We start from the raw sequence: 24575 nt of genomic DNA, 5'->3' as shown, positions 1-24575 counted from the left end.
CGGGCACCCTGGGCGGGCCGATCAGCTGGCCGATGGTCGCGGAGGTATGCCGATGGCAGAGCCCTCCGTCATCGCGCTCACGGCGGCGGTGATCGAGGCGGCGTCGATGCCGTAGTGCCGGTAGAGGTCGCCGATCGTGCCGGTCTGGCCGAAGTGCTCGACGCCCAGCGGGATGGTGCGGTGCCCGGCGACCGACCCGAGCCACGACAGCGTGGCCGGGTGCCCGTCGATCACCGTGACGATCCGGCAATGCGGCGGCAGCGCGCCCAGCAGGTGCTCGACATGGGAGCGCGCCGCCGGGTTGCCGCGCTTGCGCTCGCGCTGGGCCGCCGTCCAGCCGGCGTTCAGCCGGTCGGCGGAGGTCACCGCCAGAACGCCGACATCGCGCCGGTGCTCGCCGATCATCCCGGCGGCGGCGATGGCCTCGTCGGCCACGGCCCCCTGGTAGGCGATGACCACCGAGCAGTTCGGCCCCGGCTTGCGAAACCAGTAGGCCCCGTCGATCGCGCCCTGGCGAAAGGCGTCGTCGACCCGTCGGCCGGGCTGTTCCAGCGGCTTGGTGGTGAGCCGCAGGTAGACCGAGCCGCCGGTTTCGTCGCGCAGCCAGGTGCGCTCGTCGGGGTCGCCCTCGCCGTCGCGCTGCATGTAGTCGAAGGCCCATTCCATGATCACCGCCAGCTCGTCGGCAAAGGCCGGCTCGAAGGCCGCAAGCCCGTCCTGCGCCATGCCGGTGAGCGGTGTGCCGACCGACTGGTGGGCGCCGCCTTCGGGCGCCAGCGTCGCCCCCGAGGGTGTGCCGACGATCATGAAGCGGGCATCCTGGTAGCAGGCGTAATTGAGCGCATCGAGACCGCGGTGCACGAAGGGGTCGTAGACCGTGCCGATGGGGATCAGGCGCTTGCCCCACAGGCTGTGCGACAACCCCTGCGCGGCCAGCAGCAGGAACAGGTTCATCTCGGCGATGCCCAGTTCCACGTGCTGACCCTCCGGCGCGAACTCCCATTTGGCGGTCGAGGGGATACGGTGCTCGCGGAAGGTGTCGGACACCGCCTTGCGGGCGAAGAGCTTGCGCCGGTTGACCCAGGGCCCCAGGCTGGTTGTCCCGGTCACGTCGGGCGAGGAGGTGACGATCCGCTGCGCAAGGTCGCTGTCGCCCCGCGCAAGGTGATCGAGGATCTTGCCGAAGGCTGCCTGGGTCGAGATCTCGCGGTCGCTCGCGGTCTCGATCGCCGGCACGGCCAGCCGGGCGTCGCCGTGCCGCCGGGAGCCTGCGCCGAAGAACGGCACCCCCGCCAGGAATTCACGCAGGGCCGCAGGGTCTGGGACGGCGGCCATCGGCTCCCATTCCTGCCCCTCCGGCACCCCCATGTGCGTCTGCCAGTCCGCCATCTGGGCCTTGGTCATCAGCCCGCCGTGATTGTCCTTGTGCCCGGCGATCGGTGTGCCCCAACCCTTGATGGTATAGGCAAGAAAGCAGGTCGGCCGGTCGTGGTCGATGGCCGCGAAGGTCTCGGCCATGGTCTCCACGCAATTGCCGCCGAGGTTTTCCATCAGCTCCGCGAGCGCCTCGTCACTGCGCCGCTCGATCAGCGCGGTCACCTCGCCCTGGTCGCCGAGATCGTCCATCAGGCGTTTCCGCCAGACGGCGCCACCCATGTAGGTGAGCGCCGAGTATTCCGTGTTGGAGCAGGCGTCGATCCATGCGCGCAGGGCATCGCCGCCGGGCTCGTCGAAGGCCGCCCGCTGGAGCCGCCCGTACTTCACCTTCACCACGTCCCAGCCGAAGGCCTCGAAGATCTTCTCGATCCGCTGCCAGAGCCCTTCGCGGATGACCCCGTCGAGCGACTGGCGGTTGTAGTCGATCACCCACCAGGCATTGCGCAGGTCGTGCTTCCAGCCTTCCTGCAGGCACTCGTAGATGTTGCCCTCATCCAGCTCGGCATCGCCCATCAGCGCGATCATCCGCCCCGGCTTCACCCCCGTGCCCCAGTCCTTGGCGGTGATGTAATCCTGCACCATCGCGGCGAAGGAGGTGATCGCAACGCCCAGCCCGACCGAGCCGGTGGAGAAATCCACGTCATCCACGTCCTTCGTGCGCGACGGATAGGACTGCACGCCGCCGAACCCCCGGAAGTTCTCCATCTTCTCGCGCGAAAGGTTTCCCATCAGGTAGTGCATGGCGTGAAAGATCGGCGAGGCGTGCGGCTTCACGGCCACCCGGTCCTCTGGCCGCAGCGCGGTGAAGTAGAGCGCCGTCATGATCGAGACCATCGAGGCCGAAGACGCCTGATGCCCTCCAACCTTGATCCCGTCCACCTTGGGGCGCAGGTGGTTGGCGTTGTGGATCATCCAATGCGACAACCACAGCAGGCGCTGCTCGACGGTTCGCAGGTGCGACGGGGTAGTGCTCATTCGGACCTCCTGTTTCCACCTTGAATACACCGAGGATCGGGCGATTTCGCATCGGATTGTGCAGCGATGGCCTTCGATTGCGCTGGAAGCCGTCGCGGTTTTGATCTTTTGTGGCGAAAACGATCGCGGAGGAGCCAAAGGGATGGACAGCCTGGACCACAAGATTCTGCGTCGTCTCCAGAAGGAGGGGCGGCTCTCGCATCAGGAGCTTGGCGAGGCTGTCGGGCTCTCTGCCTCGCCATGCGCCCGACGCGTCCGCAAGCTCGAGGCGGCGGGATACATCACCGGCTATACCGCCGAGATCGACGAGGCCAAGCTGGGGTTCGGGTTCAACGTCTTCATCTCGGTTCGGCTCGACCGGCAGATCGACGAGCGGATCGTCGCCTTCGAGCAGGAAATCGGACGCTGCCCCGAGGTGGTGGACTGCTGGCTGATGACGGGCGATTTCGACTATCTGCTACGGGTTTCGGTGCGCGACCTGGAGGACTTCGAACACTTCCTGACCCGCCGCCTGACCAAGCTCCCCGGCGTGGCCTCGCTCGAGTCCTCGATCCCGATCCGGCGGGTAAAGGGCATCGCGGCGCGCATCGCCTGAGGCGCCACGACATTTGGCAGATCCGCGCGCGGACCGGGCGAAACGAGGGCTTTTCCTGCGCGCAGCGTCGGGAACCAGCCGGTTTTCGACGGCAATCGCCCGAAACGCCGGGCTAGGGTGTGGCGAAACACAGTGAAGGGGAGGATCACGACATGGCAGGGACGATACTGATCACCGGCGCCAGCTCGGGCATCGGGCGCGTGACGGCCGAGGCATTTCTGGCCGATGGCTGGACCGTGGGGCTCGTGGCGCGCAACGCCGAGCGGCTCGAGGAGGTGGCGGCGGGGTTCGACAACGCGGTGCCACTCCCGGCCGACGTGACCCGCGCCGAGGAGATCGAGGCAGCCTTCGCCAGCCTTGTCGCACGCACAGGGCGTCTTGACGTGCTCTTCAACAACGCCGGCGTCTTCACCCCCGCCGCCCCGCTCGACGAGATCAGCGTCGAGAGCTGGCACCAGTCCGTCGCGGTCAACCTGACCGGCATGTTCCTCGCCGCGCGCGCGGCCTTCGGGCAGATGCGACGGCAGACGCCATCGGGCGGGCGGATCATCAACAACGGCTCCGTCTCGGCCCATGCCCCGCGGGAAGGCGCCTGCTGCTACACCACGACGAAACACGCGATCACCGGCCTTACCAAGTCCATCAGCCTCGATGGCCGGCCGTTCGGCATCGCCTGCGGCCAGATCGACATCGGCAACGCGCGAACCGAGCTCCTGGAAGGCATCATTTCGCGCTCGATCGAGCGCGGCGAGGCGCCGCCGCCGACCATGGACGTGCAGCACGTGGCCGAGGCCGTGCTGAACATGGCCAGGCTGCCGCTGGAGGCGAATGTGCAATTCATGACCCTGATGGCGACAAAGATGCCCTACATCGGCCGCGGCTGACCCTCGGTCGACGCATGATCGGCCAACCCGGCGGCCTGGCGGCCCGGTGATCGACATGCGTTTGATATGGCGATACCGCTAGGGCAGGGCGGCTGCGGAATGGCCCGGCAATCAGCGCGGAGAGGTGGCCAGTGATAGAGATCAACCATCTCAGGTGTTTTGTTGTCGTCGCCGAAGAGCTGCATTTCGGGCGCGCCGCGGACCGGTTGCACATGACGCAGCCGCCGTTGAGCCGGCGCATCCAGGCGCTCGAGCAGAGCCTCGGCTGCGAGCTGTTCAAGCGCAACAGCCGGTCGGTCGAGCTGACCCAGGCCGGCAAGACGCTCTATGCCGATGCCGTCCGGATCCTGCGGCTGCTCGAAACCTCGGTCACCTCCGTGCGCGATGTCGCCGCGGGCCAGACCGGCCTCGTGCGATTCGGGTTCACCGCGGCCTCTGCCTATCACTTCATGCCCGCGCTGGTGAGCCGCATGGGGGAGGCGATGCCGGGCGTGGTTCTGAAACTGAAGGAAATGCTGAGCAAGCGGCAAATGGCGGCGCTCGAGATCGGCGAGATCGAGATCGCGATGACGCGGCTTCCGATTGATCGCCGGGTCTTCGACTTCGAGTGCATCTCGCGCGAGGCGATGCGGCTCGTCTGCCCCAGCAGCCACCCGCTTGCGACGAAGTCCGAGGTGACCTGGGCAGACCTGAGCGGCCTCGACTTCATTCATTATCCCAAGGAAGACGCGCCGCATTTTCAGGACCATCTGCACCGCAAGTTCCTTCAGCACAACGTGACGCCCGTGGTGCGGCAGGAGCTTTCCCAGATCCACACGATCGTGTCCCTGGTGGGCAAGGGCATCGGGGTCGCGCTCGTGCCGCAATCGGCTGAAGTCCTGGCGCGGGAGACGGTGGTGTTTCGCACGATCAGCGAGGACGATCCGATCTTCGTCGAGCTCTACATGGCGTGGCGGCGCGACAACGACAACACGCTGGTGCACCGCGTGCTGGATATCGCCCGCACGATCTGACCCGGCGCTGCCCCGACCTTGGCGCGACGATGCGGGCTTGGCATTGATTGTGCCAAAATGGGCATTGGACGCGCATTGAACTTTCCCCCTAGCTTGGCCGCGAACCGGCGAGCACCAGCTCGCATGACCGCAGGCGGCAAGGCCCCCGTGGATCGGTGACCTCAGGAGCAGAAGGACAAGCAGTGAGTTTTCTCGAGATCGACGACACATCCCGAATCTACTACCAGCATCTGGAGGCGGAGAACGGTCGCCAGACCTTCCTTTTCGTCAACTCCTCCGGCGCCAAGGCCGCCGTGTGGGAGCAGGATATCGCACCCGGCCTGCACGCGCATGGCTATGGCGTTGTCACCGTGGATTTCCGGGGCCAGGGCCGCACCGAATTCTCTGCCCAATCCACCTTCGAACAAGACGAGATCGTCAGCGACCTGCGCCGGGTGATCGAGCACCTCGGTCTCGAGCGGATCATCCTGGTGGGCCTGTCGATCGGCGGGCTGCATGCGGCGCGCCTCTGGCAGACGGGGAGTCCCTGCGACGCCCTCGTGCTGGTCAACACCCTGCGCAAGAAGGGGCCGCTGACCGAGTGGATTGCCGAGCTTGAGCACCGGCTGATGGACCTCGGCGGCGAGCGCCTGCTGCATGATGCCTTTCGCCCGGTCACCGTCAGCACAAGACAGCTGGGCAACATCCGCCCCCGTTTCCTGACCCCGGAGCCCTATGCGCCGCTGCCCGAGGGCCACCCCCGCAACCGGATCAGCGCTGCGTCGCGCCATGTCGACTGGGGCTTTCCCTGGGAGACGATCGACGTGCCCGTGCTGGTCCTGACCGGACTTCACGACCGGCTGTTCCGGGTCCAGGCCGATGTCGATGAGCTCACCGCCAGCATTCCCAGGGCGGAGACGGTCGAGTTTCCCGACGAGGGCCACGCCCTGCATACCGAGAACCCGACCCGCTTCGTGGAGGAACTGGCGCGCTTCGGTGAGAGGATTGCCCAGTGACCCGGAAGGACCCGAGCACCCTGCGCTCTCATCGCTGGTTCGGCGACAAGGGCCTGCGCACCTTCGGGCATCGCTCGCGCATGCGCCAGATGGGCTACGACCCGCAAGACTGGGAAGGCCGGCCCATCATTGCGATCGTCAACACCTGGTCCGATATCAACCCATGCCACGCCCACTTCCGCAGCCGCGCCGAGTCGGTCAAGACCGGCGTCCACCAGTCCGGGGGGTTTCCGCTTGAACTGCCGGCGCTCTCGCTCGCCGAGCAATTCGTGAAGCCTTCGGCGATGATGTATCGCAACCTCCTTGCGATGGAGGTCGAAGAGCTGATCCGGTCGCACCCGATTGACGGCGTGGTCCTGATGGGCGGATGTGACAAGACCACGCCCGCGCTGCTGATGGGCGCCATCAGCATGAACGTTCCGGCCATCTACGTTCCGGCTGGCCCGATGCTGCGCGGAAACTGGCAGGGCAGGATCCTCGGATCAGGGTCCGACAGCTGGAAGTACTGGGACGAGCTGCGCGCCGGGGAGATCACCCAGGCCGATTGGGAGGGCGTCGAGCGCGGGATTGCCCGCAGCTTCGGGCATTGCATGACGATGGGCACGGCCTCCACCATGACCGCCATCGCGGATGCGCTGGGCATGACCTTGCCGGGCGCCTCCTCGATTCCTGCGGCGGACTCCAATCATGTTGCCATGAGCAAGGAAGCCGGCCGGCGGATCGTTCACATGGTCCACGAGGAGCTGACGCCCTCGAAGATCCTGCAGCCCGGCTCCTTCCGGAACGCCATCGCCGTCGCCATGGCGATGGGCTGCTCGACCAACGCCATCATCCACCTGATCGCAATCGCGCGACGGGCGGGCGTCGACATCACCCTGGACGACTTCGATGCCGCCAGCCGAAAGGTCCCCGTGGTGGCCAACGTGCGCCCGAGCGGCGCCGAGTATCTGATGGAAGATTTCTACTACGCCGGCGGCTTGCCCGGCCTGATGAAGCAGATCCGCCAACACCTCGATCTCGGCATGATATCCGTCAGCGGCAACGCGATAGGCCAGGACATCGAAACCGCCCGCGTCTTCAATGACGACGTGATCCGACCGCTCGACAAGCCGATCTACAAGGAGGGCGCGCTGGCGGTGCTCAAAGGCAACCTCGCGCCGGACGGCTGCGTCATAAAACCATCGGCCTGCAGCGCGGAATTTCAGGATCACACGGGCCCCGCGCTCGTTTTCGACAGCTACGAAGAGCTGAAGGACCGCATCGACGACGACGATCTGGATGTCACCAGGGACACCGTACTCGTGCTGCGCAATGCCGGCCCGGTGGGCGGCCCCGGGATGCCGGAGTGGGGGATGCTGCCGATCCCCAGAAAGCTGCTGCGGCAGGGCGTGCGGGACATGCTGAGGGTGTCGGATTGCCGGATGAGCGGCACCAGCTACGGCGCCTGCGTGCTGCATGTGTCGCCCGAGGCGCATATCGGCGGGCCCTTGGCGCTGCTCAGGACCGGCGACCTCGTCCGCGTCAGCATCCCCGGGCGCAGCATCGACATGCTGGTTGCCCCCGAGGAGCTGGCGCGGCGGAAGTCCGAGTTGGCGCCGCGAGGCGAGCCCTTCGGGCGCGGTTTTGGCCGCATGTATGCCGCTCACGTCTCCCAGGCCCATGACGGCTGCGATTTCGACTTTCTCGAAACCGCCGCAGGTGATCCGGTTCCGGAACCCAAGATCTTCTGAAACCCTCGGAAGATGCGATCGGACAGAACGGAGAATGTGATGCTGAAAAAGAAACTCGAAGCCGGGGAGCGGCTGGTCGGCACGGTGCTGAAGACACCGCACTACGGGATCGTCGAAGTGCTGGGCGGAACGGGGCTCGATTTCGTCATGCTCGACGCCGAGCACGCGCCCTTCTCGGTCGATCAGATCGACACCTGCGCCCTTGCCGCCCGGTCGGTCGGCCTGCCGCTCCTGGTCCGCCTCGTCGAGGGCACGCCGGCGGCCATTCTGCGGGTTCTGGATATGGGCGTCGCGGGGATCGTGGTGCCCAATGTCGAATCCGCTGCCGAGGCCGAGGCGATTGTCCGGGCCACGCGATACGGCCCCGGGGGACGGGGGTTTGCCGGCACCACGCGAGCAGGCGGCTTCGGAACGGTCCCCGCAGGAGAGCTGATCGAACGGACCGGTGACATCGTCGTGGTCGTGCAGATCGAAAGCCCGACAGGCGTCGAGAACGCGGGCGAGATCGCCGCCGTTCCGGGGGTGGATGCCTGTTTCGTCGGCCGCGCCGATCTCGCGGTCTCCCGGGAACTGCCCATGAACGCGCCCGAAATCGAGGCCGCGACCGAAGCCGTGTTCGAGATGTGCAAGGCCGCCGGCAAGGCGCCGATGATGTTCGTCGGCGATCTTTCGGAGTGCAGCGCCTGGTTTGCGCGGGGAGCCCGGATCATCACGGCGGGCAGCGAACACAAGGCGATCCAGACCTATTTCGCATCGGCCCTCACGGCTCCGGCCAAGCGAAGGGTGTAAATCCATTCGATGCGCATACAGCATTGATCAAGTCGAAGTGCGCATTAGACAGGCATTGATCGCTGCCATAGCCTGCGACCTGAAGGTTGGTTCCGGCAGGCCTCGGCTCCCTTGAGCGGTTCAGATCCAGAGAAGTTATCCAAGAGCGAGAATGACGAGAATGAGCAAAGCCAAGATCCTGATCCCCAAGATCTTTCCCACGTCGCGTGACCGGATCAACGGCTACGACGCGGTCTATGCGGAAGTGCTCAAGGAGGGAGTCCCCGGGCTGTCCGAGGTCCGCGCGATCGCGCTCGCCGGCCAGCAGAAGATTGGCGAGGCGGAACTCGAGCTGATGCCCAAGCTCGAGCTGATCGCCAAGTTCGGCGTCGGCTATGACTCGGTGGATGTCGATGCCGCCTCCCGTCGGAATATCGTGGTCACCAACACGCCTGACGTGCTGACGGACGAGGTCGCCGATCTGGCCCTCGGGCTGCTGATCGCCGCCGTGCGCCGGATACCCCAGGCCGAGAGGTTCCTGCGCGAAGGTCGCTGGCGCAACGGCGAGACCTTTCCGCTCTCGCCCTCGCTGCGCGGGTTGAAGGCCGGGATCGTGGGCCTCGGGCGGATTGGCGAGGCCATCGCGCAGCGCCTGCGCGGCATGAACATGGAGGTGGTCTATTGCAACCGCCGCCAGAAGCCGGGGTGCGACCTCGAGTATTATGCCGATCTCACCCAGATGGCCGCCGACGTGCAGGTGTTGATCGTCGCCACGCCGGGCGGAGGCGAGACCGACAAGCTGATCTCGCGGGAGGTCATCGCCGCGCTGGGGCAGCATGGCACCCTGGTGAACATCGCGCGCGGCACGGTGGTGGACGAGGATGCACTCGTGGAGGCCCTCAAGAACGGCAGGCTGCTCGCCGCCGGTCTCGATGTCTTCGCAAAGGAGCCCAAGGTCCCCGACGACCTGCTGCAGTTGGACAACGTCGTGCTGCTGCCACACGTCGGCTCGGGGGCAATCAAGACCCGTCAGGACATGGGCGACCTGGTGTTCGACAACCTGGACAGCTGGTTCGCGGGGAGGGGCGCGATCACGCCTGTGCGATAGACACAAGAATTTTGGGAGGAGAGAAAACCATGAAGATGATCGGAAGAAACCTGACCGCAGGTCTTGCGGTGCTGGTCGGCATGTCGATGCCGGCGTTCGCGCAGGAGGCCGCGGTGACGGTGGTGCTCGGCGACGAGCCCGCGACCCTGGACCCCTGTTATACGGCGGCCCGCTCCAACGGGCTGGTGGCCCTGGGCAATCTCTACGAGGGGCTGACGGCGCGCGACCACGATACCGGCGCGCTCGGAGAGGGCCTTGCCGTGTCCTGGACCGACCTCGACGAGACCAGCTGGCAGTTCACGCTGCGCCCCGGCGTGACGTTTCACGATGGCACCGCCATGACCGCCCAGGCGGTGAAGCACTCCATCGACCGGACGCTGAACGCCAACCTGACCTGCGAGAACCGCACAAAGTTCTTTGGCGACTCCAGTCTCGATGTCGAGGTGGTGGATGAGGCCACCATCATCATCCGGACCCCCGAGCGCGACCCGACACTGCCGCTCAAGCTGTCGAACCTGATGGTCCACTCGGCCGACGTGCCGATGGACGCCGAGGTGCGCAGCGCTCCGGGCACGGGCCCCTACCGCCTGGATGACTGGGCCGCGGGCCAGGCGGTCGAGATGTCTGCCTTCGCCGACTACTGGGGCGGCGCGCCGAGCGTGGCGAAAGGCACGTTCATCTGGCGTTCCGAATCCTCCGTCCGGGCGGCGATGATCGCCCAGGGAGAAGCCGACCTGGCACCTTCGGTCGCCTCGCAGGACGTGACCGACGAGTTCGGCGTTGCCTATCCCAATGCCGAGACGATCCGGCTCAACCTCGACCAGCTGAAGCCCCCGCTCGACGACCGGCGCGTGCGCGAGGCGATCAACCTGGGCATCGACCGCCAGGCGATGCTCGGCACGGTCATCAGCAAGGATGCCTCGCTGGCCACGCAGATCATCATTCCGGCGATCCCCGGCTGGAGCGAGGACGTGCGCCAGTGGGAGTATGACCCCGAGCGGGCCAGGGCGCTTCTCGAAGAGGCCCGTGCCGACGGCGTGCCGGTGGACGCCGAGATCCAGCTCGTCGGCCGGATCGGCCACTTTCCCAACGCGGCCGAGTTCCACGAGGTCGTCAAGATCATGCTCAACGACATCGGCCTCAACGTGAACCTGCAATGGTTCGAGGCGGCCGCCAAGAACCGGATGCAGGTGAAACCCTTCGACGAAGACCGGCTGCCGCAGATCATCGTCGACCAGCATGACAACACCTCGGGCGACCCGGTGTTCTCGCTGCCGGCACGGTGGAGCAGCGAGGGCAGCCAGTCCAAGACGAGCGATGCAGATCTTGACCGGCTGATGTCCGAGGCATCCCAGGCCACCGGCGCGGACCGCGTCGAGAAATGGAAGGCCGTCGCCAGGAAGATTGATGAAATCCTGCCGGATGCGATGATGTTCCATATGGTCGGCTACGCAGCCGTCGGCGATCGTATCGACTTCACGCCGACGATGTTCACCAACAGCTCGATCGCGCTCTCGAAGATCGAACTGAAATAATCGGCCGACCTCGCCTCTCCGGCTCGAGGCCGGGCCGGAGAGGCGAAACTGGAGAGACAGATGCTTCTAGACTTCGTGCTGCGCCGCCTGTTCTTCGCCTTCATCGCGATGCTCGGTCTGCTCGTTCTCGTTTTCGTCATGGCGCGGCTGACCGGCGACCCGGCGCTTCTGTATCTCCCGGAAACGGCCTCCGCCGAGATGCGGCAGCAGTTCCGCGAAGTCCACGGGCTGAACGACCCGATACATGTTCAGCTCTACCACTACCTGCTCAACTCCCTGCAGCTGGATTTCGGAACCTCCCTGCGCCGCAACATCCCTGCCATGGAAGCCGTGATGCAGGCCTTTCCCTGGACGCTCAGGCTGGCAGGCATCACGGTCGTGCTCGCCATGATCGTCGCCTTCCTGGTCGGTCCGCTCGCCGCCTACCGGCCGAGTTCGGTGTTCGATCGTATCGCCAGCGTCCTGTCGCTGGCCGCCGCGAGCACGCCCGACTTCTGGCTGGCGATCATGGCGATCCTGTTCTTCTCGGTGCAGCTCGGGCTGCTTCCGACATCCGGCACCGGCGGGGTCGAATACTGGATCCTGCCCATCGGGGTGCTGATGTTCAAGATCACCGGCACGACCACCCAGGTCGTGCGGGGGGCGATGATCACCAGCCTTGCCTCGCCCTATGTGAAGGCCGCCCGCGCCAAGGGCATGCCGGAAGGGCGCGTGATCTTCGTCCATGCCCTCCGGAACTCCGTGATCTCGGCCGTCACGGTTGCCGGAGACCAGACAAGGGGCCTCATCAACGGGGCCGTCATCGTCGAAACGATCTTCGGCTGGCCCGGCGTCGGAAAGCTGATGATCGACGCCATCGTGCAGCGGGATTTCGCCGTGCTCCAGGCCGCGGTCATCGTCACCGCGGCAAGCATCTTCCTGCTGAATATCGTGATCGACATCATCTACACCCTCCTCGATCCGCGCATCAAAGTTTAATCCCTCAAGAGATCGGCACACCATGAGCGGCAGCGACCAATCCACCAATGCGGAACCGACAGCGGAGGCCGAGCGCTCGCGCGTCCTCGGCGTGATGCGGTCGGTGTCGGGCTTCTTCCGGCTGCTCTCCGGCGATCTCTTCGCGTCGATCGCCTTCGCCTTCCTGGTCACCCTCATCGGGGCCGCCATCATCGGCCCGATCTTCATGGACACGCAGTCCTCGGGCATGAACCTGTCGATGCGCAACGCGCCACCCTTCACCACCGGCGCCGGGATCGAGTACATCCTGGGCGGTGACCTCCTCGGTCGGCCGATCCTTCCGCGCATCCTCATCGCGGCTCGGACGACGCTGACAATCTCGCTGTGTGTCGTCGCGCTCTCGCTGGTGGTGGGCACGCTCTTCGGGGTCATCGCGGGCTACTACAGCGGGCGCGTGGGCAGCGTGATCATGCGGGGCGCCGATCTGGTGATGAGCTTTCCCTCGCTGCTGCTCGCCATGATCGTCCTCTACGTGCTCGAACCCTACGTGCTCAACGTCGTCATCGTTCTCGCGATCACCCGAACACCCGTCTACATCCGTGTCGCGCGGGCGGAGGTGCTGGAGGTCAAGGAGCGGCTCTTCGTCGAGGCCGCGCGCTCGATCGGGGCGAGCGACTTCAGGCTGCTGTTCAAGCATGTCACGCCGATCATCCTGCCCACGCTCTTTACCGTGGCGTCGCTCGACCTCGCCAACGTCATGCTCGCGGAATCGTCCCTGAGCTTCCTCGGCATCGGCGTTCAGCCGCCCGACTACACCTGGGGGGTGATGGTCGCCAGCGGGCGTAACTACCTGACCTCGGCCTGGTGGCTGGCCTTCTGGCCCGGGCTCGCCATCCTCCTGACAGCCCTCTCGGCGAACCTCCTGTCGAGCTGGATGCGCATCGCGATGGACCCGAAACTCAGCTGGCGCCTTGAGCGCCGCTCGCGGAAGAAGACCGGACAAGGGCGCACGGGCCTCGCGCCGAAAGGGGCCAACCAGTGACCGAACCGGGCAACACCCCCGAGCGCCGCGCGCCCGCCGGCGACCTGCTCGACATCCGCGACCTGCGTGTGGAGTTCCGGCTCGGCACGCGCGTCGTCCACGCCGTCAATGGCGTCAGCCTGACGGTGAAGCGCGGCGAGACCCTGGTGGTTCTGGGCGAAAGCGGATCCGGCAAGAGCATCACCTTCGAAGCGGTGACGGGTATCCTCGATACGCCGCCGGGCCACGTGACCGGCGGGTCGGCCCGCTTCGACAATCAGAACCTCTTCGAGCTCTCCGACCGCGCAAGACGAAAGATCTGCGGGCGCCATATCGGCATCGTGATGCAGGATCCGCTCTCGGCGCTGAACCCGGTCTACACCGTCGGCTTCCAGCTGGCCGAGATGTCGCGGGTTCACATGGGCATGTCCAAGGCCTCGGCCAATGCCCGCGCGCTCGAGATGCTGCGCAAGGTCGGCATCCCGGATGCGGAAAGCCGGTTCAACAGCTACCCGCACGAGTTTTCGGGGGGGATGCGCCAGCGGCTGCTGATCGCGATGGCCATTGCCGTGAACCCGGAGCTGATCATCGCCGACGAGCCCACGACGGCGCTGGACGTTACCGTCGAGGCCCAGATCCTCGCCTTGCTGCGCGATCTCCGGGAGCAGACCGGGGTCGGCCTGGTGATCATCACCCATTCCATGGGGGTCGCCGCCGAGGTCGCGGACCGAGTCTGCGTCATGTATGCCGGGAAGGTCGTCGAAACAGCCGATGTCAGGTCGATCTTCGGCAATGCGGCGCATCCCTACACCCAGGGCCTGCTCAACTCGATCCCGCACCAGATGTCCGGCCAGCGGCTGACGCCGATCCCCGGCCAGCCACCCGATCTCGCCAATCTCCCCGCCGGCTGCCCGTTTCATCCGCGATGCGGTTTCGCCCGCGACCAGTGCCGCACCGAGGCACCGGCCTTGCGTGCCTTCGGCAAGGCCGAGCACCAGGTCGCCTGCCATTTCGCCGAAACCGTTGCGGCCCTCCCCGGCGCCACCTCAAAGGCAGGTCACGGCCAATGAACATGATCCCCCGGACACACTCCCAGGAGGCCGCGCAGGAGGTTCTGCGCGTCGAGGACCTGGAAAAGCACTATCCGATCCGCGGCGGCTTCCTGTCGAGGACCGACCTTGCGATCCAGGCGGTCAACGGCGTCAGCTTCTCGCTCAGGCGCGGCGAGACGCTCGGCATCGTCGGGGAGAGCGGCTGCGGAAAGTCGACGGTCTGCCGGACCGTGATGAAGCTGACCGAGCCCACCGGCGGCCGGATCTTCTCGATGGGCCATGACATCACCGATCTCACGCGCGCCCAGATGCGTCCGCATCGCCGGAACCTGCAGATGGTGTTCCAGGATCCGATGTCGTCGCTGAACCCGCGCATGACCGCCGAGGAGATCGTGGCGGAGCCGATGCAGGTGCACGGCACGCTGAGGGGGGCGGCGGCGCGCAAGCGCGTGGCGGAATTGCTGGGCAAGGTCGGCATCGCCAGGGCGTCGCTCGGCAAGTATCCGCACGAGTTCTCGGGCGGCCAGCGCCAGCGCATCGCCATCGCCCGCGCCCTGGCGCTCGACCCCTCCGTCATCGTCTGCGACGAGGCGGTCTCGGCGCTCGATGTCTCGATCCAGGCCCAGATCCTCAACCTCTTCAAGGAACTGCAGCAGGACCTGGGCCTCGCCTATCTCTTCATCTCGCACGACCTCGCGGTCATGGAGTATCTCTGCGACCGCGTGGCCGTCATGTACCTTGGCCGGATCGTGGAGATCGCCGAGGTTGCCCGGATCTTCTCCGAACCCAAGCATCCCTACACCCGCGCCCTGCTGTCCTCCGTCCCCCGGCCGGACCCGGACCACGACCGCAGCGGGCGGGTCGTGCTCACCGGCGAGGTTCCCAGCCCGATCCGCCCGCCCAGCGGATGCTATTTCAGAACCCGATGCGCCCACGCGACAGCCCATTGCGCCGAGGTTCCCCCGCCCCTCCGGACCATGGGCCCGAAGGAGAAGGTAGCCTGCCACCTTCATGATCCCGAAGCCCGGCAAAAGATGCTCGGGTAAGCCCCCTAAGCACGGGCCAGGGCAAGCCCGACTTCGGACCGGAGGCTTGCCGAAGCCCGGTGACCAAATTGCCGGAGCCGTGCAACGATGCTCCTGCCCACTGCGCAGCGGGGCCTGGCGCGGCCGGCAAACGGGCCGACAACGCGCTGCCGTTCCGATCGGTCGCACGTCCGAAGCTGGACCGGAAACCGGGTCCTAAACCTGGAAAGACCTGCGCCCATCCCGTTTGCGGCTGCGCGCCTGTCGCAACAGCACGGGCCGGCCCGCCCGGTCAGAACCAGGCCACGACGTCTTCCATCGTCCGGCGGGACTTGGGAAACTCGGGCTCCTTGGCGCGGTATCCGAAGGCGAACATCACGGCGGGTTTCCATTGGCTTGTATCGACGCCGAAGTGCGCGCCGAGGGTGTCGGTGGTCTGAGCCATGTCGAAACCCTCGATCGGGCAGGAGTCGACGCCAAGCAGCGCGCCTGCGGTTATCATGTTGGCCAGCACGATATAGGCCTGCTTGCCCGACCAGTCGGTGATTTCGCGGTCGGTCGTGATGTCGTGGTCGATACGCTGGAACTTGCCGTAGGCGCCGTTGAAGACGTCGATGATGTCTTCCGGCAGGTGCTTCACGTGGCGGTAGTGATCCACGAGGTACTCCGAACCGGCCGTCATGGTTGCGGCGGTGCTGGCGAGGATGATCCCGAAGTGGCTGGCGGTTCCCAGCTGGCCGGACGTGCCGCTCATCATGCCGTTGGCGCCCCAGGAGAACGCGCGAAGAAGCTCCCGCTTTTCCGGGCTTTGGACAAGCAGGATCCGGAAGGGCTCGTGGCCGAAAGACGTGGGCGAGAGGCGGCCGGCTTCGAGAATGGTCGCGAAGGTCTCGTCATCGACCTTGCGATCGGCGTCGAAGACCTTGGTGGCATGGCGGAAGTTGAAGGCGTCGATGATCTGGGCGCGAACATCGAGGGTGGATGTGGTGATAGCGTTCATGGGCCGCTCCATTGGCATTGGATGTTGTTCGCCGCGAGACATAACGTTTGCGCATGGCGATAAAATCCTGGCAAAACAGGTTTGAGTTTTCGGTTTCAAAGGATAATCGCCCATGGAAACGGACAATCTGCGGCTCTTCGTGATGGCTGCGGAGCGGCTGAACATCAGCGCAGCGGGGCGCGAGCTGGGACTGGCCCCGGCGGTTGCCAGCGCACGGCTGGCTAAACTCGAACAGGAGCTCGGCGTGGAATTGCTGCGGCGGACCACGCGCAAGGTGGCGCTCTCCATCGAAGGCGCGGATTTTCTGCCCTATGCAAGGGAAATACTGGCACAGGCCGAGGCCGCACGGGCCGCGCTGGGCGGTGTCGGTGCCGGGCCGCAAGGCACGTTGCGGTTTGCCGCGCCGAGCAGCTTCGCCCAGCTGCACATCATGCCGCTCCTGCCGGAGTTCCATGACCGATACCCGGAGCTAACCCTCGATCTGCGCCTCTCGGACACGCGGTTCGACGCCATCGAGGGCAGTTTCGATCTTGCGCTGCGCAGTGCGCCGCTGGCCGAGAGCAGCCTGAAGGGGCGCAAGCTGTCGGAGGACAGGCGGGTGCTCTGTGCTGCGCCCCGCTATCTGGAGCAGCACGGCATGCCCGAAACGCCGGAGGCCCTGCATGCGCACAGGTTCATCTCGTGGCGCAGGCCGGACAGGCGCGAGCTGATCGGGCCCGAGGGCGCGACGGTGCCGCTCGATCCGCGTGCAATGACCTGCCGGGTGCTGGTCGACGATGGCGCGGCGCAGCGCGAGGCAACCCTGGCCGGGGCCGGCCTTTCGATCAATTCGCTGTGGAGCGTGGCGCATGAGATCGCCGCCGGGCGCCTTGTGCGCGTGCTTCCAGACTGGCGTTCGAACGACCGTTCGGTGCTGTGGCTGGTCTACCCCCGGTCGAACGTGCTGACCCCGAAGACGCGCACCTTCATCGACTTCCTGGTCGAACATCTCGGCGGGCGGTCGGACTGGTAGTCCGCTACAGGCTGTCGAGATAGGCGTCCTCGCCCTCGATGAGCCTGTCGATCAGCGCATGGAGGCTTTGCATCTGCTTCGCAGACAGCTTGCGGGAAAAATGCGCGTTGTTCTCCTGCACCAAGGGGTGGCAGGCGCGCAGTTTGGCCTCGCCCTCGGCCGTGAGGCTCAGTTGCCGGTTGCGCCCATCGTTCTGATCGAGCGTCACCTCGATCAACCCGTCGCGGGACATCGCCTTGATGAGCCGCGACAGCATGGGCCGGGTGACGCCCAGATTGTCGGCGATGCCGGAGGGGCTGGATCTGTTCTCGAGCCCGATGCTGCTGAGCACACACCATGTGAGCCGGGTGAGGCCCTGGGTGGCCAGCGTCGCTTCCAGCCGCTGCTGCATGAGCCGGGCGGTGCGGCTGAGCTTGAAGCCGATTTGCTGGCGCAGGGCATAGGGCGCCGTGCGGGACGTGTCCGCCAAGTCGTCTGCCACGTGAGACTCCGTTGTTCTGGACCGGATGGCCTTGCGAGATTCAGATTGCCAAAAGTAATTAACTTAGGCAACAATAATCAGGATTAACCGTATAGCCAGAATCGAGACAGCCATGGGCATCCGACTGTTTTCCAGCAAGAACCGCCCCGTCCACATGGGCAGCTACCCCTCGGAGCTGCTGGCGCGGACGCGGGTGATGCCCGACCTGGCTGCGGTGCCGGCCTTCGAGCCGCTGTCGTTCGACCGCTCGGAGGCGCCGGAGTCCATCGTCAACGCGATGCGCGAGCATCAGGCGATGATGGACGTGATCCGCGACGGCATCGTGAACCCCGCGGTTTCGGCCTGCCCGACGGATCCGGTGGAGCGCGCCAACCACATCAAGGCCTTCTCATACTTCGCCGATGCGGCGGTGACGGGGGTGTGCCTCTTGCCGGAGGCCGCCGTGCTCGCCGAGCCGCACCGCAACCCCGATGTCGCGCGGCTGGCCTCGGAGTTGCAGACCCGCCAGACCAAGACATTTGCCGCCGGGGTGGATCAGATCATGGCCGATCTGAAGGAGTCGGCCGAGGCGCCGCCTTCCTCCATCGAGGGGCACAGCCATGCGGTGGTCTTTCTCTATGAAAACCCGCGCGACCCGATGGAGGATGAGCCGGGGACGGCTTGGTTTGCCGATGCCTACGCCCATCGCGCGGCCCTGCTGGCCACGGAGACAGCGACGGTGCTGGCCAACTACCTGCGGGTGCTGGGCCGTGACGCGCGGGCGCATACGGCCTCCTGCTCGGATGTGGACCTGAACAGGCTCGCCGTGGCGGCGGGGCTGGTGACGGTGGAGAACGGCGTGCTGACCCACCCCTACATCGGCACGCGTTTCGGGCTGGCGGCGATCACCACCCGCTTCGAGCTGGCGCCGGACCTGCCCTTGGTGCCGCTGGGCCAGCAACCAAAGAGCGCCTTCGGCACGGCGTGGAAGCTGGGGCGGGGCTTCGCCAAGAATGCCTCCAACGCGGTGCCCTACAAGGGCCGGCGCTTCGTGGACGGGGCGCATCCCTTCGAAAAGCTCAAGCGGGTCGATCAGCCCACGACCTATATCGACGAGCCCAACGTGGCACGCGTGCCCAAGCGGGCCGACATGTTTGCCCGCTCGGTCTTCGGCGATCTGGGCAAGCACGTGCAGGATGGCGCGCGCGGCGGGCACTACGTGTTCAAGGCCGCGCCCTCGACCGCGCAGCGGCGGGCACTGGGGGCCTTCACCCTGCTGCAGGATGGCGAGTCCGCGCCCCGGAAGGCGCGGATCGACCCGCAGGAGGCGGCGGAGCTGGTGAAGGCCACGAGCTACTTTCTGGGGCTGGATGCGGTGGGGATCTCGCGCTGCCCGGAGTGGACATGGTACAGCCATGACGCGCGGGGCGAGCCGATCGTGCCCGAGCATGACCACGCGATCAGCATGATCGTGGACCAGGGCTACGAGACGATGGAGGGCTCCTCGGGCGATGACTGGATCGCGGTGGCGCAATCCATGCGGGCCTACCTGCGGTTCTCGCTTCTGGGCGGGGTGATCGCCCGGCAGATCCGCAACCTCGGCTACAAGGCCAAGGCCCATTCGGTGATGGATGGCGAGGTGCTTCAGCCGCCCCTGCTTCTGCTCGCGGGCCTGGGCGAGGTCAGCCGGATCGGCGAGGTGATCCTGAACCCCTTCCTCGGGCCGCGGCTGAAATCGGGCGTGGTGACGACAGACCTGCCGATGGCCCATGACAAGCCCATCGACTTCGGCCTGCAAACGTTCTGCAACAGCTGCAACAAATGCGCCCGCGAGTGCCCCTCCGGGGCAATCACCGCCGGGCCGAAGCTGATGTTCAACGGCTACGAGATCTGGAAATCCGACAGCCAGAAATGCACCACCTACCGGATCACCACGCCGGGCGGCGCGATGTGCGGGCGCTGCATGAAGACCTGCCCGTGGAACCTCGAGGGCCTGTTCAAGGAGGAGCCGTTCCGCTGGGTGGCGATGCACATGCCGCAGGCCGCGCCGGTGCTCGCCAGGCTGGACGACTACGTCGAGAACGGCAGCCTGAACCCGGTCAAGAAATGGTGGTGGGATCTGGAGTTGCAGAAGGACGGGGCCTATCGCCCGACCGAGCGGGAGGTGAACGCCCGGTCGCTGCAAAAGGATCTGAACCTGAAATACGAGGATCAGACGCTGGCCGTCTATCCCGCGCCGCTGGCGCCGCCGCCGCACCCCTACCCGTTCCCGATGGATCGGGAGGCGGGGATCGAGGCCTACCAGGCGATGATCACCGCCGATGAGTACCGGCGGCGGGCCAGCGAGGGCACGCTGGAGCCGTTCCTGCACCGCTACACCGCCGATGGCGAGAGCCCGGTGATCCAGGTGACGGTCTCGAAGGTGGAGCCCATTGCGGAGGGGGTGGTGAAATACGAGTTCCGCCCGGTGGACGGCAAGCCGCTGCCCGAATGGCAGGCCGGGGCGCATCTGGATATCGTGGTGGCGCCGGATTTCCTGCGGCAATACTCGCTCTCGGGCAATCCGGCCGATCGTGACCACTTCCAGATCGCGGTGCTGCGCGAGGAGTCCGGGCGGGGCGGCTCCAAACTGCTGCAACGGATCTTCAGCGAGGGGCGGCGGGTCTTCGTTTCCAAGCCGATCAACCACTTTCCGCTGGTGCCGGAGGCGACCCATTCGGTGCTGTTGGGCGGCGGCATCGGCATCACCCCGATGATCGCCATGGCCCATGAGCTGCACGCGCAGGGCAGGTCCTTCGAGCTGCATTACTCGGGGCGGTCGCGGGAGACGATGGGCTTCCTGCCCGATCTCGCGGGCTTTCCCTGGGCCGACAGGGTGCAGCTTCATGTCTCCTGCGAGGGCACGCGGCTGGACCTGTCGGCAATCATGGCGGGCTACGAACCCGGGTGGCACCTCTATACCTGCGGCGGCGACCGCTACATGAGCGCGGTGATGGAGGCGGCCGAGGCGGCCGGTTTTCCGGAGGAGGCGCGGCACCTGGAGTATTTCGCCGTGCCCGAGCAGCCGGACTACGTGAATCATCCGTTCGAGATCCGGCTCACGAAGTCGGGCAAGCAGTTCACCGTTCCGGCCGACCGCTCGGCGGCGGATGTGCTGCTGGAGAAGGGCTACCCGATCGACCTGAAGTGCTCCGACGGGATCTGCGGGGTCTGCAAGTGCGGGCTGGTCTCGGGCGAGGTGGAGCACCGGGATTTTGTGCTGTCCAAGGCGCAGCGCGAGACCGGGATCATCCTGTGCCAGTCGCGTGCAGCAATGGAGAACGGCGTGCTGGAGCTCGATCTCTGAGCCCGCGCGTGCGCGTGCGCCCCGCGCTGCCGCGAGAGAGTGAGGCCATTGCCGGAGCGCCCGGCAATGGCCTTTTTCGTTACTCAGGCCGGACGGCGACGTTGAGGAGCGCGGGCCTGCGGTTGCCCCGGATCTCCTCCAGGGCCTCTTCCAGCGCGGCGGGCAGGTCCTCGGCCCGCTCGACGCGGCGGGCCCAGAGCCCGCAGGCCTCGGCCACGGCGGCATGGTCGGGGTTGTCGCCGAACTCGGTCAGCGGCACGGTCTCGGCGCCAGCGGTCACGCCGTCGGGATAGACCTCGAGGGCGGAGAGCCGCACCGCGTCCCAGCCGGAGTTGTCGAGCACCACGGTCAGTAGCGGGAGCTTGTTGGCCCGCGCGATCTGGTGGCAGACCACCGGGTTGGCAAAGAGATGCGAGCCGTCGCCGACCACGCTCACCACGAGCCGGTCGCGGTCGGCCAGTTGCGCGCCGAGCGCGGCAGGCACGCCCCAGCCCAGGCCGCCGGCGGGGGTGTTGCCGAAGAACCGGTTGGCCTTGAGCCCCGGATAGAAGGGCGCGGGCGCGCCGCGCTCGGTAAAGACCACGCCATCCTCCCCGAGGATCGCGGCAACGCATTGGGCAACGAAGGCCTTGCTGGCCGCCCCCGTGGAGCCCGCCTCTGCCGCCTTGGCGACGCGGGCGAGGTAGGCGGCATGGGCCTCGGCAATCGGCGCGGTATCGCGCGGCGGTCGGGGCAGGGCGCGGAGCGCTGCGTCAAGCGCGCCCAGGGTGGCGGCGGTGTTGCCGGCAAGGCCGAGGGTGGTGCGGTAGGAGCGCACGGGCATGCGGCTGTGCAGCGGGTCGGGGCCGAGGTGGATGACCTTGGCGCCGGGCGCCGGGCGGTTCTGGTGCTCGATCCAGGCGACCGGCGCATCGACCACGAGCACCACGTCGGCCTCGGGCAGCCGCCTGGAGAGGTCGGGCCCGACCGCCATCGGGTGGGTCCCGCGAAATACCTTGCGGGTGGCAAAGACCTCGGCCACGGGCAGCGCGTGCGCTTCGGCGATCTGCTCGAGGGCGGCGGCCACCTTGCCGCCCGGATCGCCGCGCTGGCAGATGACGAGCGGGCGCTCGGCTTCGGCCAGCCAGCGGGCGGCGGTGGCGATATCTTCGGCGTCGGCCGCGCCCTGCCGGGAGGGCACCTGAAGCGGGCCGGTCTCGGGGTCGGGGGCGGTCAGCTCGGTCAGGGGTTCACGCGGCAGGCTCAGGTAGACCGGGCCGGCGGGCTCGCTCCTGGCGATCGCCAGCGCGCGGGAGACCAGCGCAGGCACGGTCTCGGGGTAGCGCAGCTCGAAGTGCCACTTCACCATGTCACGAACCATCATCGCCTGGTCGAACTGCTCCTGCCCATACTGGATGGGCGTCCGCCGGGCGCCGGGCCTGTCGTGCTCGGTGAGCGGGGTGCGGCCCGACATCAGGATCACCGGCACATCGTCGGCGCGGGCGTTGATCATGCCCATCACGCCATTGGCGAGCCCCACGTTGACATGCACCATGGCGGCCTGCGGGCGGCCCGTCATCAGCCAGTAGCCGTGGGCCATGGCCACCAGCGCGGCCTCATGCGGCACGACCAGCGGCTCGGGCAGATCGGGCGAGCCGGTGCCCACCCGCGCATAGGCCTCGACGACCGGGGCAAAGTCGCTGCCCGCATTGGCGAGAAAGTAGTCGATCCCCTGTGCCTTCAGGCTGCGCAGCAGCAGCTCGCCGCCCGAGATGCCGTTGTTGAGATCCTTCATGACGCAGTTCCTTGTGCTCGGTGAGGGGCGGCTGGCCGGTCCGGCGCCTTGCCCGGATGGCGGTCAGACCCGTTGCAGCCTCTCGCGCACGGCCAGGACCGAGGAGTAGGTGGAGACGCAATAGGGCACGAGAAAGGTCAGGGCGATGCGGGCGAGGGTACCCCCGTCGACCGTGCCCGAGACCAGGCGGTGACCGTGGTTGATGAGCGCCAGGACGACGCCGACGACAAGCGCGATCCGGGCCGCGCGGATGACCACGCTGCGCCCGGTGGCCACCTGCCACCAGCCGGGCCAGGGCTCCTGCACCTGCGCGGTCACAGCAAGAAACCTCCGGGCCCGGAGATCGAATGGGCCTCGGTGAAGGCCAGCACGCCCTCATAGCCGAGGTTGCGCCCGATGCCCGAGTTCTTGAAGCCACCGAAGGGGCCGCGCCCGTCCTGTGCCATGGGCCCATGGCCGTTGAGATAGGTGTATCCCGCCTCGAGCCTGCGGGCGACGCGCAGGGCGCGCTCGGGGTCCGGGGTCCAGACCGAGGAGCAGAGGCCGAAGGCGCTGTCATTGGCCAGCGCGATGGCCTCCTCGTCGCTGCGGAACGTCATGATCGGCAGGCAGGGGCCGAACTGCTCCTCGCGCACGATGGAGAGGCCCGGATCGGCGTTGTAGACAATCGTGGGTTTCTGGAAGTAGCCGCCCCCCGCATAGAGCGCCTCGTCGGGCACCTGCCCGCATTCGCGCACCTCGGCCCCCTTGGCGCGGGCCTCGGCGATCATGTCGGTAACGACCTTCAGCTGCCTGGCGTTGTTCACCGGCCCCATCGTGGTTTCGGGCAGCAGCCCGTCGCCCACCACGGCCCGCTCGCAGGCGGCGGTGAAGCCCTCGATCACCTCGTCGTAGCGGCTTTCGTGCACGTACATCCGCTTCAGCGCCATGCAGATCTGCCCCGAAGAGCCGAAGGCGCCCCAGTACATGCGGTCGAAGGCGGCCTCGTCCAGCTCGATGTCGTCGAGCATCAGCGCCGCGTCATTGCCGCCAAGCTCGAGGGTCACGGGGGTAAGGTTCTCTGCGGCAACCTTCATCACGTGGCGGCCCACCGGCACCGAGCCGGTGAAGTTGACCTTGCGCACCAGCGGATGACCGGTGAGCGCGTCTCCGATCTCGCCGCTGGAGCCGGTGATGACATTGACCACGCCGGGCGGGAGCATCCGGGCGATGATCTCGAGCGTCAGCATGGGGGCCAGCGAGGAATTCTGGGCCGGTTTCACCACCACCGTGTTTCCCGCCACCAGAGCCTGGGGCAGCTTGGCCCCGAGGATCGAGAGCGGCCAGTTCCACGGCACGATCAGCGCCGCAACGCCGCGCGGCTGGCGGGTGATGATGGTGTCGAACGGCGGGCCGGCCTTGGCGGGCCCCATCCGCTCGTCCACCGCCATGCGCTCGCCATAGGCGGCGGCCAGCATGAAGCGGTCGCCAAGGCGGGACATTTCGAGCAGGGTCTCGCGGGCGATCTTGCCGTGCTCGCGGGTGAAGAGGCGGGAGCGGTACTTGACGTCTTCCTCGTCGGCGGTGAGCGCCGCCGCAACCTGGCGCAGGAGCGCGGCGCGCGCCTCGAAGCCCAGGTCGGCCCAAGTCGGGAAGGCTGCATGGGCAGCCTCGACCGCGGCATTCACATCCTCGGCGGTGGCTGCGGCGGCGCGGCCGACAAGCTCGGCGGGGCGGGCGGGGTTGTAGAGGTCGTGCATCGCGCCGCCCGAGGCGGGGCGGCTCTCGCCGTTCACCCAGATCCCGGTTTCGACGATCCGGTCGATGTTGCTCATGCCGGTATTCTCCAACTCTGTTTCTTCTTGTGGGGGCGCGGCCCGGCGGGCGGCCGGGACGCGCGGTCCTTTGG

General features: G+C 66.9%; 20 protein-coding genes. 14 read left to right on the top strand and 6 right to left on the bottom strand.

The features are described from left to right. Positions 1–21: 21 nt before the first annotated feature. Positions 22–2412 (bottom strand): hypothetical protein, encoded by a 2391-nt coding sequence (locus tag BUR94_RS13860; RefSeq protein WP_074256789.1) that lies wholly within the window; start codon positions 2410–2412, stop codon positions 22–24. A gap of 142 nt (positions 2413–2554) precedes the next feature. On the opposite strand from BUR94_RS13860, the gene BUR94_RS13855 reads away from it, so the two are divergent. From BUR94_RS13855 to BUR94_RS13800, 12 genes are all read left to right on the top strand, one after another. After that, positions 2555–3007: an Lrp/AsnC family transcriptional regulator gene (locus BUR94_RS13855; protein WP_074256788.1), complete on the top strand. Its 453-nt coding sequence runs from the start codon at positions 2555–2557 to the stop codon at positions 3005–3007. A gap of 152 nt (positions 3008–3159) precedes the next feature. Further along, entirely contained in the window at positions 3160–3891 is a 732-nt protein-coding gene (locus tag BUR94_RS13850) for an SDR family oxidoreductase (protein ID WP_074256787.1), read from the top strand. 131 nt (positions 3892–4022) lie between these two features. After that, a complete protein-coding gene (locus tag BUR94_RS13845; RefSeq protein WP_074256786.1) occupies positions 4023–4904 on the top strand; it encodes a LysR family transcriptional regulator in 882 nt (293 codons plus the stop codon). A 182-nt stretch (positions 4905–5086) separates the two neighbouring features. After that, complete coding sequence (locus BUR94_RS13840; RefSeq protein WP_074256785.1) at positions 5087–5899, top strand: alpha/beta fold hydrolase; 813 nt, start codon at positions 5087–5089, stop codon at positions 5897–5899. Then, positions 5896–7629 carry an L-arabinonate dehydratase gene (gene araD / locus BUR94_RS13835; RefSeq protein WP_074256784.1) on the top strand — a complete coding sequence of 578 codons (1734 nt, stop codon included), beginning with the start codon at positions 5896–5898 and terminating at the stop codon, positions 7627–7629. Before BUR94_RS13840 ends, araD begins: the two co-directional genes overlap by 4 nt. Positions 7630–7668: 39 nt before the next feature. Continuing rightward, a complete protein-coding gene (locus tag BUR94_RS13830) occupies positions 7669–8418 on the top strand; it encodes an HpcH/HpaI aldolase family protein (RefSeq protein WP_074256783.1) in 750 nt (249 codons plus the stop codon). Positions 8419–8578: 160 nt separating this feature from the next. Next, positions 8579–9505, top strand: coding sequence for a 2-hydroxyacid dehydrogenase (locus tag BUR94_RS13825; RefSeq protein ID WP_074256782.1), 927 nt, complete (start codon positions 8579–8581; stop codon positions 9503–9505). A gap of 29 nt (positions 9506–9534) precedes the next feature. Beyond that, positions 9535–11040, top strand: coding sequence for an ABC transporter substrate-binding protein (locus BUR94_RS13820; protein ID WP_074256781.1), 1506 nt, complete (start codon positions 9535–9537; stop codon positions 11038–11040). A gap of 60 nt (positions 11041–11100) precedes the next feature. Next, positions 11101–12018 carry an ABC transporter permease gene (locus BUR94_RS13815; protein WP_074256780.1) on the top strand — a complete coding sequence of 306 codons (918 nt, stop codon included), beginning with the start codon at positions 11101–11103 and terminating at the stop codon, positions 12016–12018. 22 nt (positions 12019–12040) lie between these two features. Continuing rightward, positions 12041–13039 (top strand): ABC transporter permease, encoded by a 999-nt coding sequence (locus tag BUR94_RS13810; RefSeq protein ID WP_084193040.1) that lies wholly within the window; start codon positions 12041–12043, stop codon positions 13037–13039. Then, positions 13036–14088 carry an ABC transporter ATP-binding protein gene (locus tag BUR94_RS13805; RefSeq protein ID WP_074256779.1) on the top strand — a complete coding sequence of 351 codons (1053 nt, stop codon included), beginning with the start codon at positions 13036–13038 and terminating at the stop codon, positions 14086–14088. The genes BUR94_RS13810 and BUR94_RS13805 overlap by 4 nt, the downstream gene beginning before the upstream one ends. A 2-nt stretch (positions 14089–14090) precedes the next feature. Then, on the top strand, positions 14091–15116 hold the full coding sequence (locus tag BUR94_RS13800) for an ABC transporter ATP-binding protein (protein WP_074257732.1): 1026 nt from the start codon (positions 14091–14093) through the stop codon (positions 15114–15116). Between the two features lie 271 nt (positions 15117–15387). Here BUR94_RS13800 and BUR94_RS13795 read toward each other — a convergent pair whose 3' ends face one another. Continuing rightward, the gene (locus BUR94_RS13795) at positions 15388–16095 is read right to left on the bottom strand and encodes an NAD(P)H-dependent oxidoreductase (RefSeq protein ID WP_074256778.1); all 708 of its coding nucleotides are present in this window, start codon (positions 16093–16095) and stop codon (positions 15388–15390) included. A 112-nt stretch (positions 16096–16207) separates the two neighbouring features. Between BUR94_RS13795 and BUR94_RS13790 the strand changes: the two genes are divergently transcribed. Next, the gene (locus BUR94_RS13790; RefSeq protein ID WP_074256777.1) at positions 16208–17107 is read left to right on the top strand and encodes a LysR family transcriptional regulator; all 900 of its coding nucleotides are present in this window, start codon (positions 16208–16210) and stop codon (positions 17105–17107) included. A 4-nt stretch (positions 17108–17111) separates the two neighbouring features. Here the strand turns inward: BUR94_RS13790 and BUR94_RS13785 are convergent, their stop codons facing one another. Beyond that, positions 17112–17588: a MarR family winged helix-turn-helix transcriptional regulator gene (locus tag BUR94_RS13785; RefSeq protein ID WP_139301282.1), complete on the bottom strand. Its 477-nt coding sequence runs from the start codon at positions 17586–17588 to the stop codon at positions 17112–17114. Between the two features lie 112 nt (positions 17589–17700). Between BUR94_RS13785 and BUR94_RS13780 the strand changes: the two genes are divergently transcribed. Then, positions 17701–20913, top strand: coding sequence for a 2Fe-2S iron-sulfur cluster-binding protein (locus BUR94_RS13780; protein ID WP_074256775.1), 3213 nt, complete (start codon positions 17701–17703; stop codon positions 20911–20913). Positions 20914–20992: 79 nt separating this feature from the next. Here BUR94_RS13780 and BUR94_RS13775 read toward each other — a convergent pair whose 3' ends face one another. The 3 genes from BUR94_RS13775 to BUR94_RS13765 all read right to left on the bottom strand — a co-directional run bounded on the left by BUR94_RS13775 (position 20993) and on the right by BUR94_RS13765 (position 24501). Further along, entirely contained in the window at positions 20993–22687 is a 1695-nt protein-coding gene (locus BUR94_RS13775) for a thiamine pyrophosphate-requiring protein (RefSeq protein WP_074256774.1), read from the bottom strand. A gap of 63 nt (positions 22688–22750) precedes the next feature. Continuing rightward, positions 22751–22993 (bottom strand): nitrate/nitrite transporter NrtS, encoded by a 243-nt coding sequence (nrtS, locus tag BUR94_RS13770; RefSeq protein WP_217694049.1) that lies wholly within the window; start codon positions 22991–22993, stop codon positions 22751–22753. An 8-nt stretch (positions 22994–23001) separates the two neighbouring features. After that, positions 23002–24501, bottom strand: a complete 1500-nt coding sequence (locus BUR94_RS13765) for an aldehyde dehydrogenase family protein (protein WP_074256773.1) — start codon at positions 24499–24501, stop codon at positions 23002–23004. Positions 24502–24575: the final 74 nt, after the last annotated feature.

It is taken from the genome of Vannielia litorea (assembly GCF_900142295.1).
Taxonomy (GTDB): domain Bacteria; phylum Pseudomonadota; class Alphaproteobacteria; order Rhodobacterales; family Rhodobacteraceae; genus Vannielia; species Vannielia litorea.
This window is presented reverse-complemented; position numbering and strand designations above follow the sequence as displayed.

Bases quoted from the DNA above. Each gene is read 5' to 3' on its own strand.
- BUR94_RS13860 (WP_074256789.1), bottom strand. From the start codon at position 2,412: ATGAGCACTACCCCGTCGCACCTGCGAACCGTCGAGCAGCGCCTGCTG.
- BUR94_RS13855 (WP_074256788.1), top strand. From the start codon at position 2,555: ATGGACAGCCTGGACCACAAGATTCTGCGTCGTCTCCAGAAGGAGGGG.
- BUR94_RS13850 (WP_074256787.1), top strand. From the start codon at position 3,160: ATGGCAGGGACGATACTGATCACCGGCGCCAGCTCGGGCATCGGGCGC.
- BUR94_RS13830 (WP_074256783.1), top strand. From the start codon at position 7,669: ATGCTGAAAAAGAAACTCGAAGCCGGGGAGCGGCTGGTCGGCACGGTG.
- BUR94_RS13825 (WP_074256782.1), top strand. From the start codon at position 8,579: ATGAGCAAAGCCAAGATCCTGATCCCCAAGATCTTTCCCACGTCGCGT.
- BUR94_RS13820 (WP_074256781.1), top strand. From the start codon at position 9,535: ATGAAGATGATCGGAAGAAACCTGACCGCAGGTCTTGCGGTGCTGGTC.
- BUR94_RS13815 (WP_074256780.1), top strand. From the start codon at position 11,101: ATGCTTCTAGACTTCGTGCTGCGCCGCCTGTTCTTCGCCTTCATCGCG.
- BUR94_RS13810 (WP_084193040.1), top strand. From the start codon at position 12,041: ATGAGCGGCAGCGACCAATCCACCAATGCGGAACCGACAGCGGAGGCC.
- BUR94_RS13800 (WP_074257732.1), top strand. From the start codon at position 14,091: ATGATCCCCCGGACACACTCCCAGGAGGCCGCGCAGGAGGTTCTGCGC.
- BUR94_RS13795 (WP_074256778.1), bottom strand. From the start codon at position 16,095: ATGAACGCTATCACCACATCCACCCTCGATGTTCGCGCCCAGATCATC.
- BUR94_RS13790 (WP_074256777.1), top strand. From the start codon at position 16,208: ATGGAAACGGACAATCTGCGGCTCTTCGTGATGGCTGCGGAGCGGCTG.
- BUR94_RS13780 (WP_074256775.1), top strand. From the start codon at position 17,701: ATGGGCATCCGACTGTTTTCCAGCAAGAACCGCCCCGTCCACATGGGC.
- BUR94_RS13775 (WP_074256774.1), bottom strand. From the start codon at position 22,687: ATGAAGGATCTCAACAACGGCATCTCGGGCGGCGAGCTGCTGCTGCGC.
- BUR94_RS13765 (WP_074256773.1), bottom strand. From the start codon at position 24,501: ATGAGCAACATCGACCGGATCGTCGAAACCGGGATCTGGGTGAACGGC.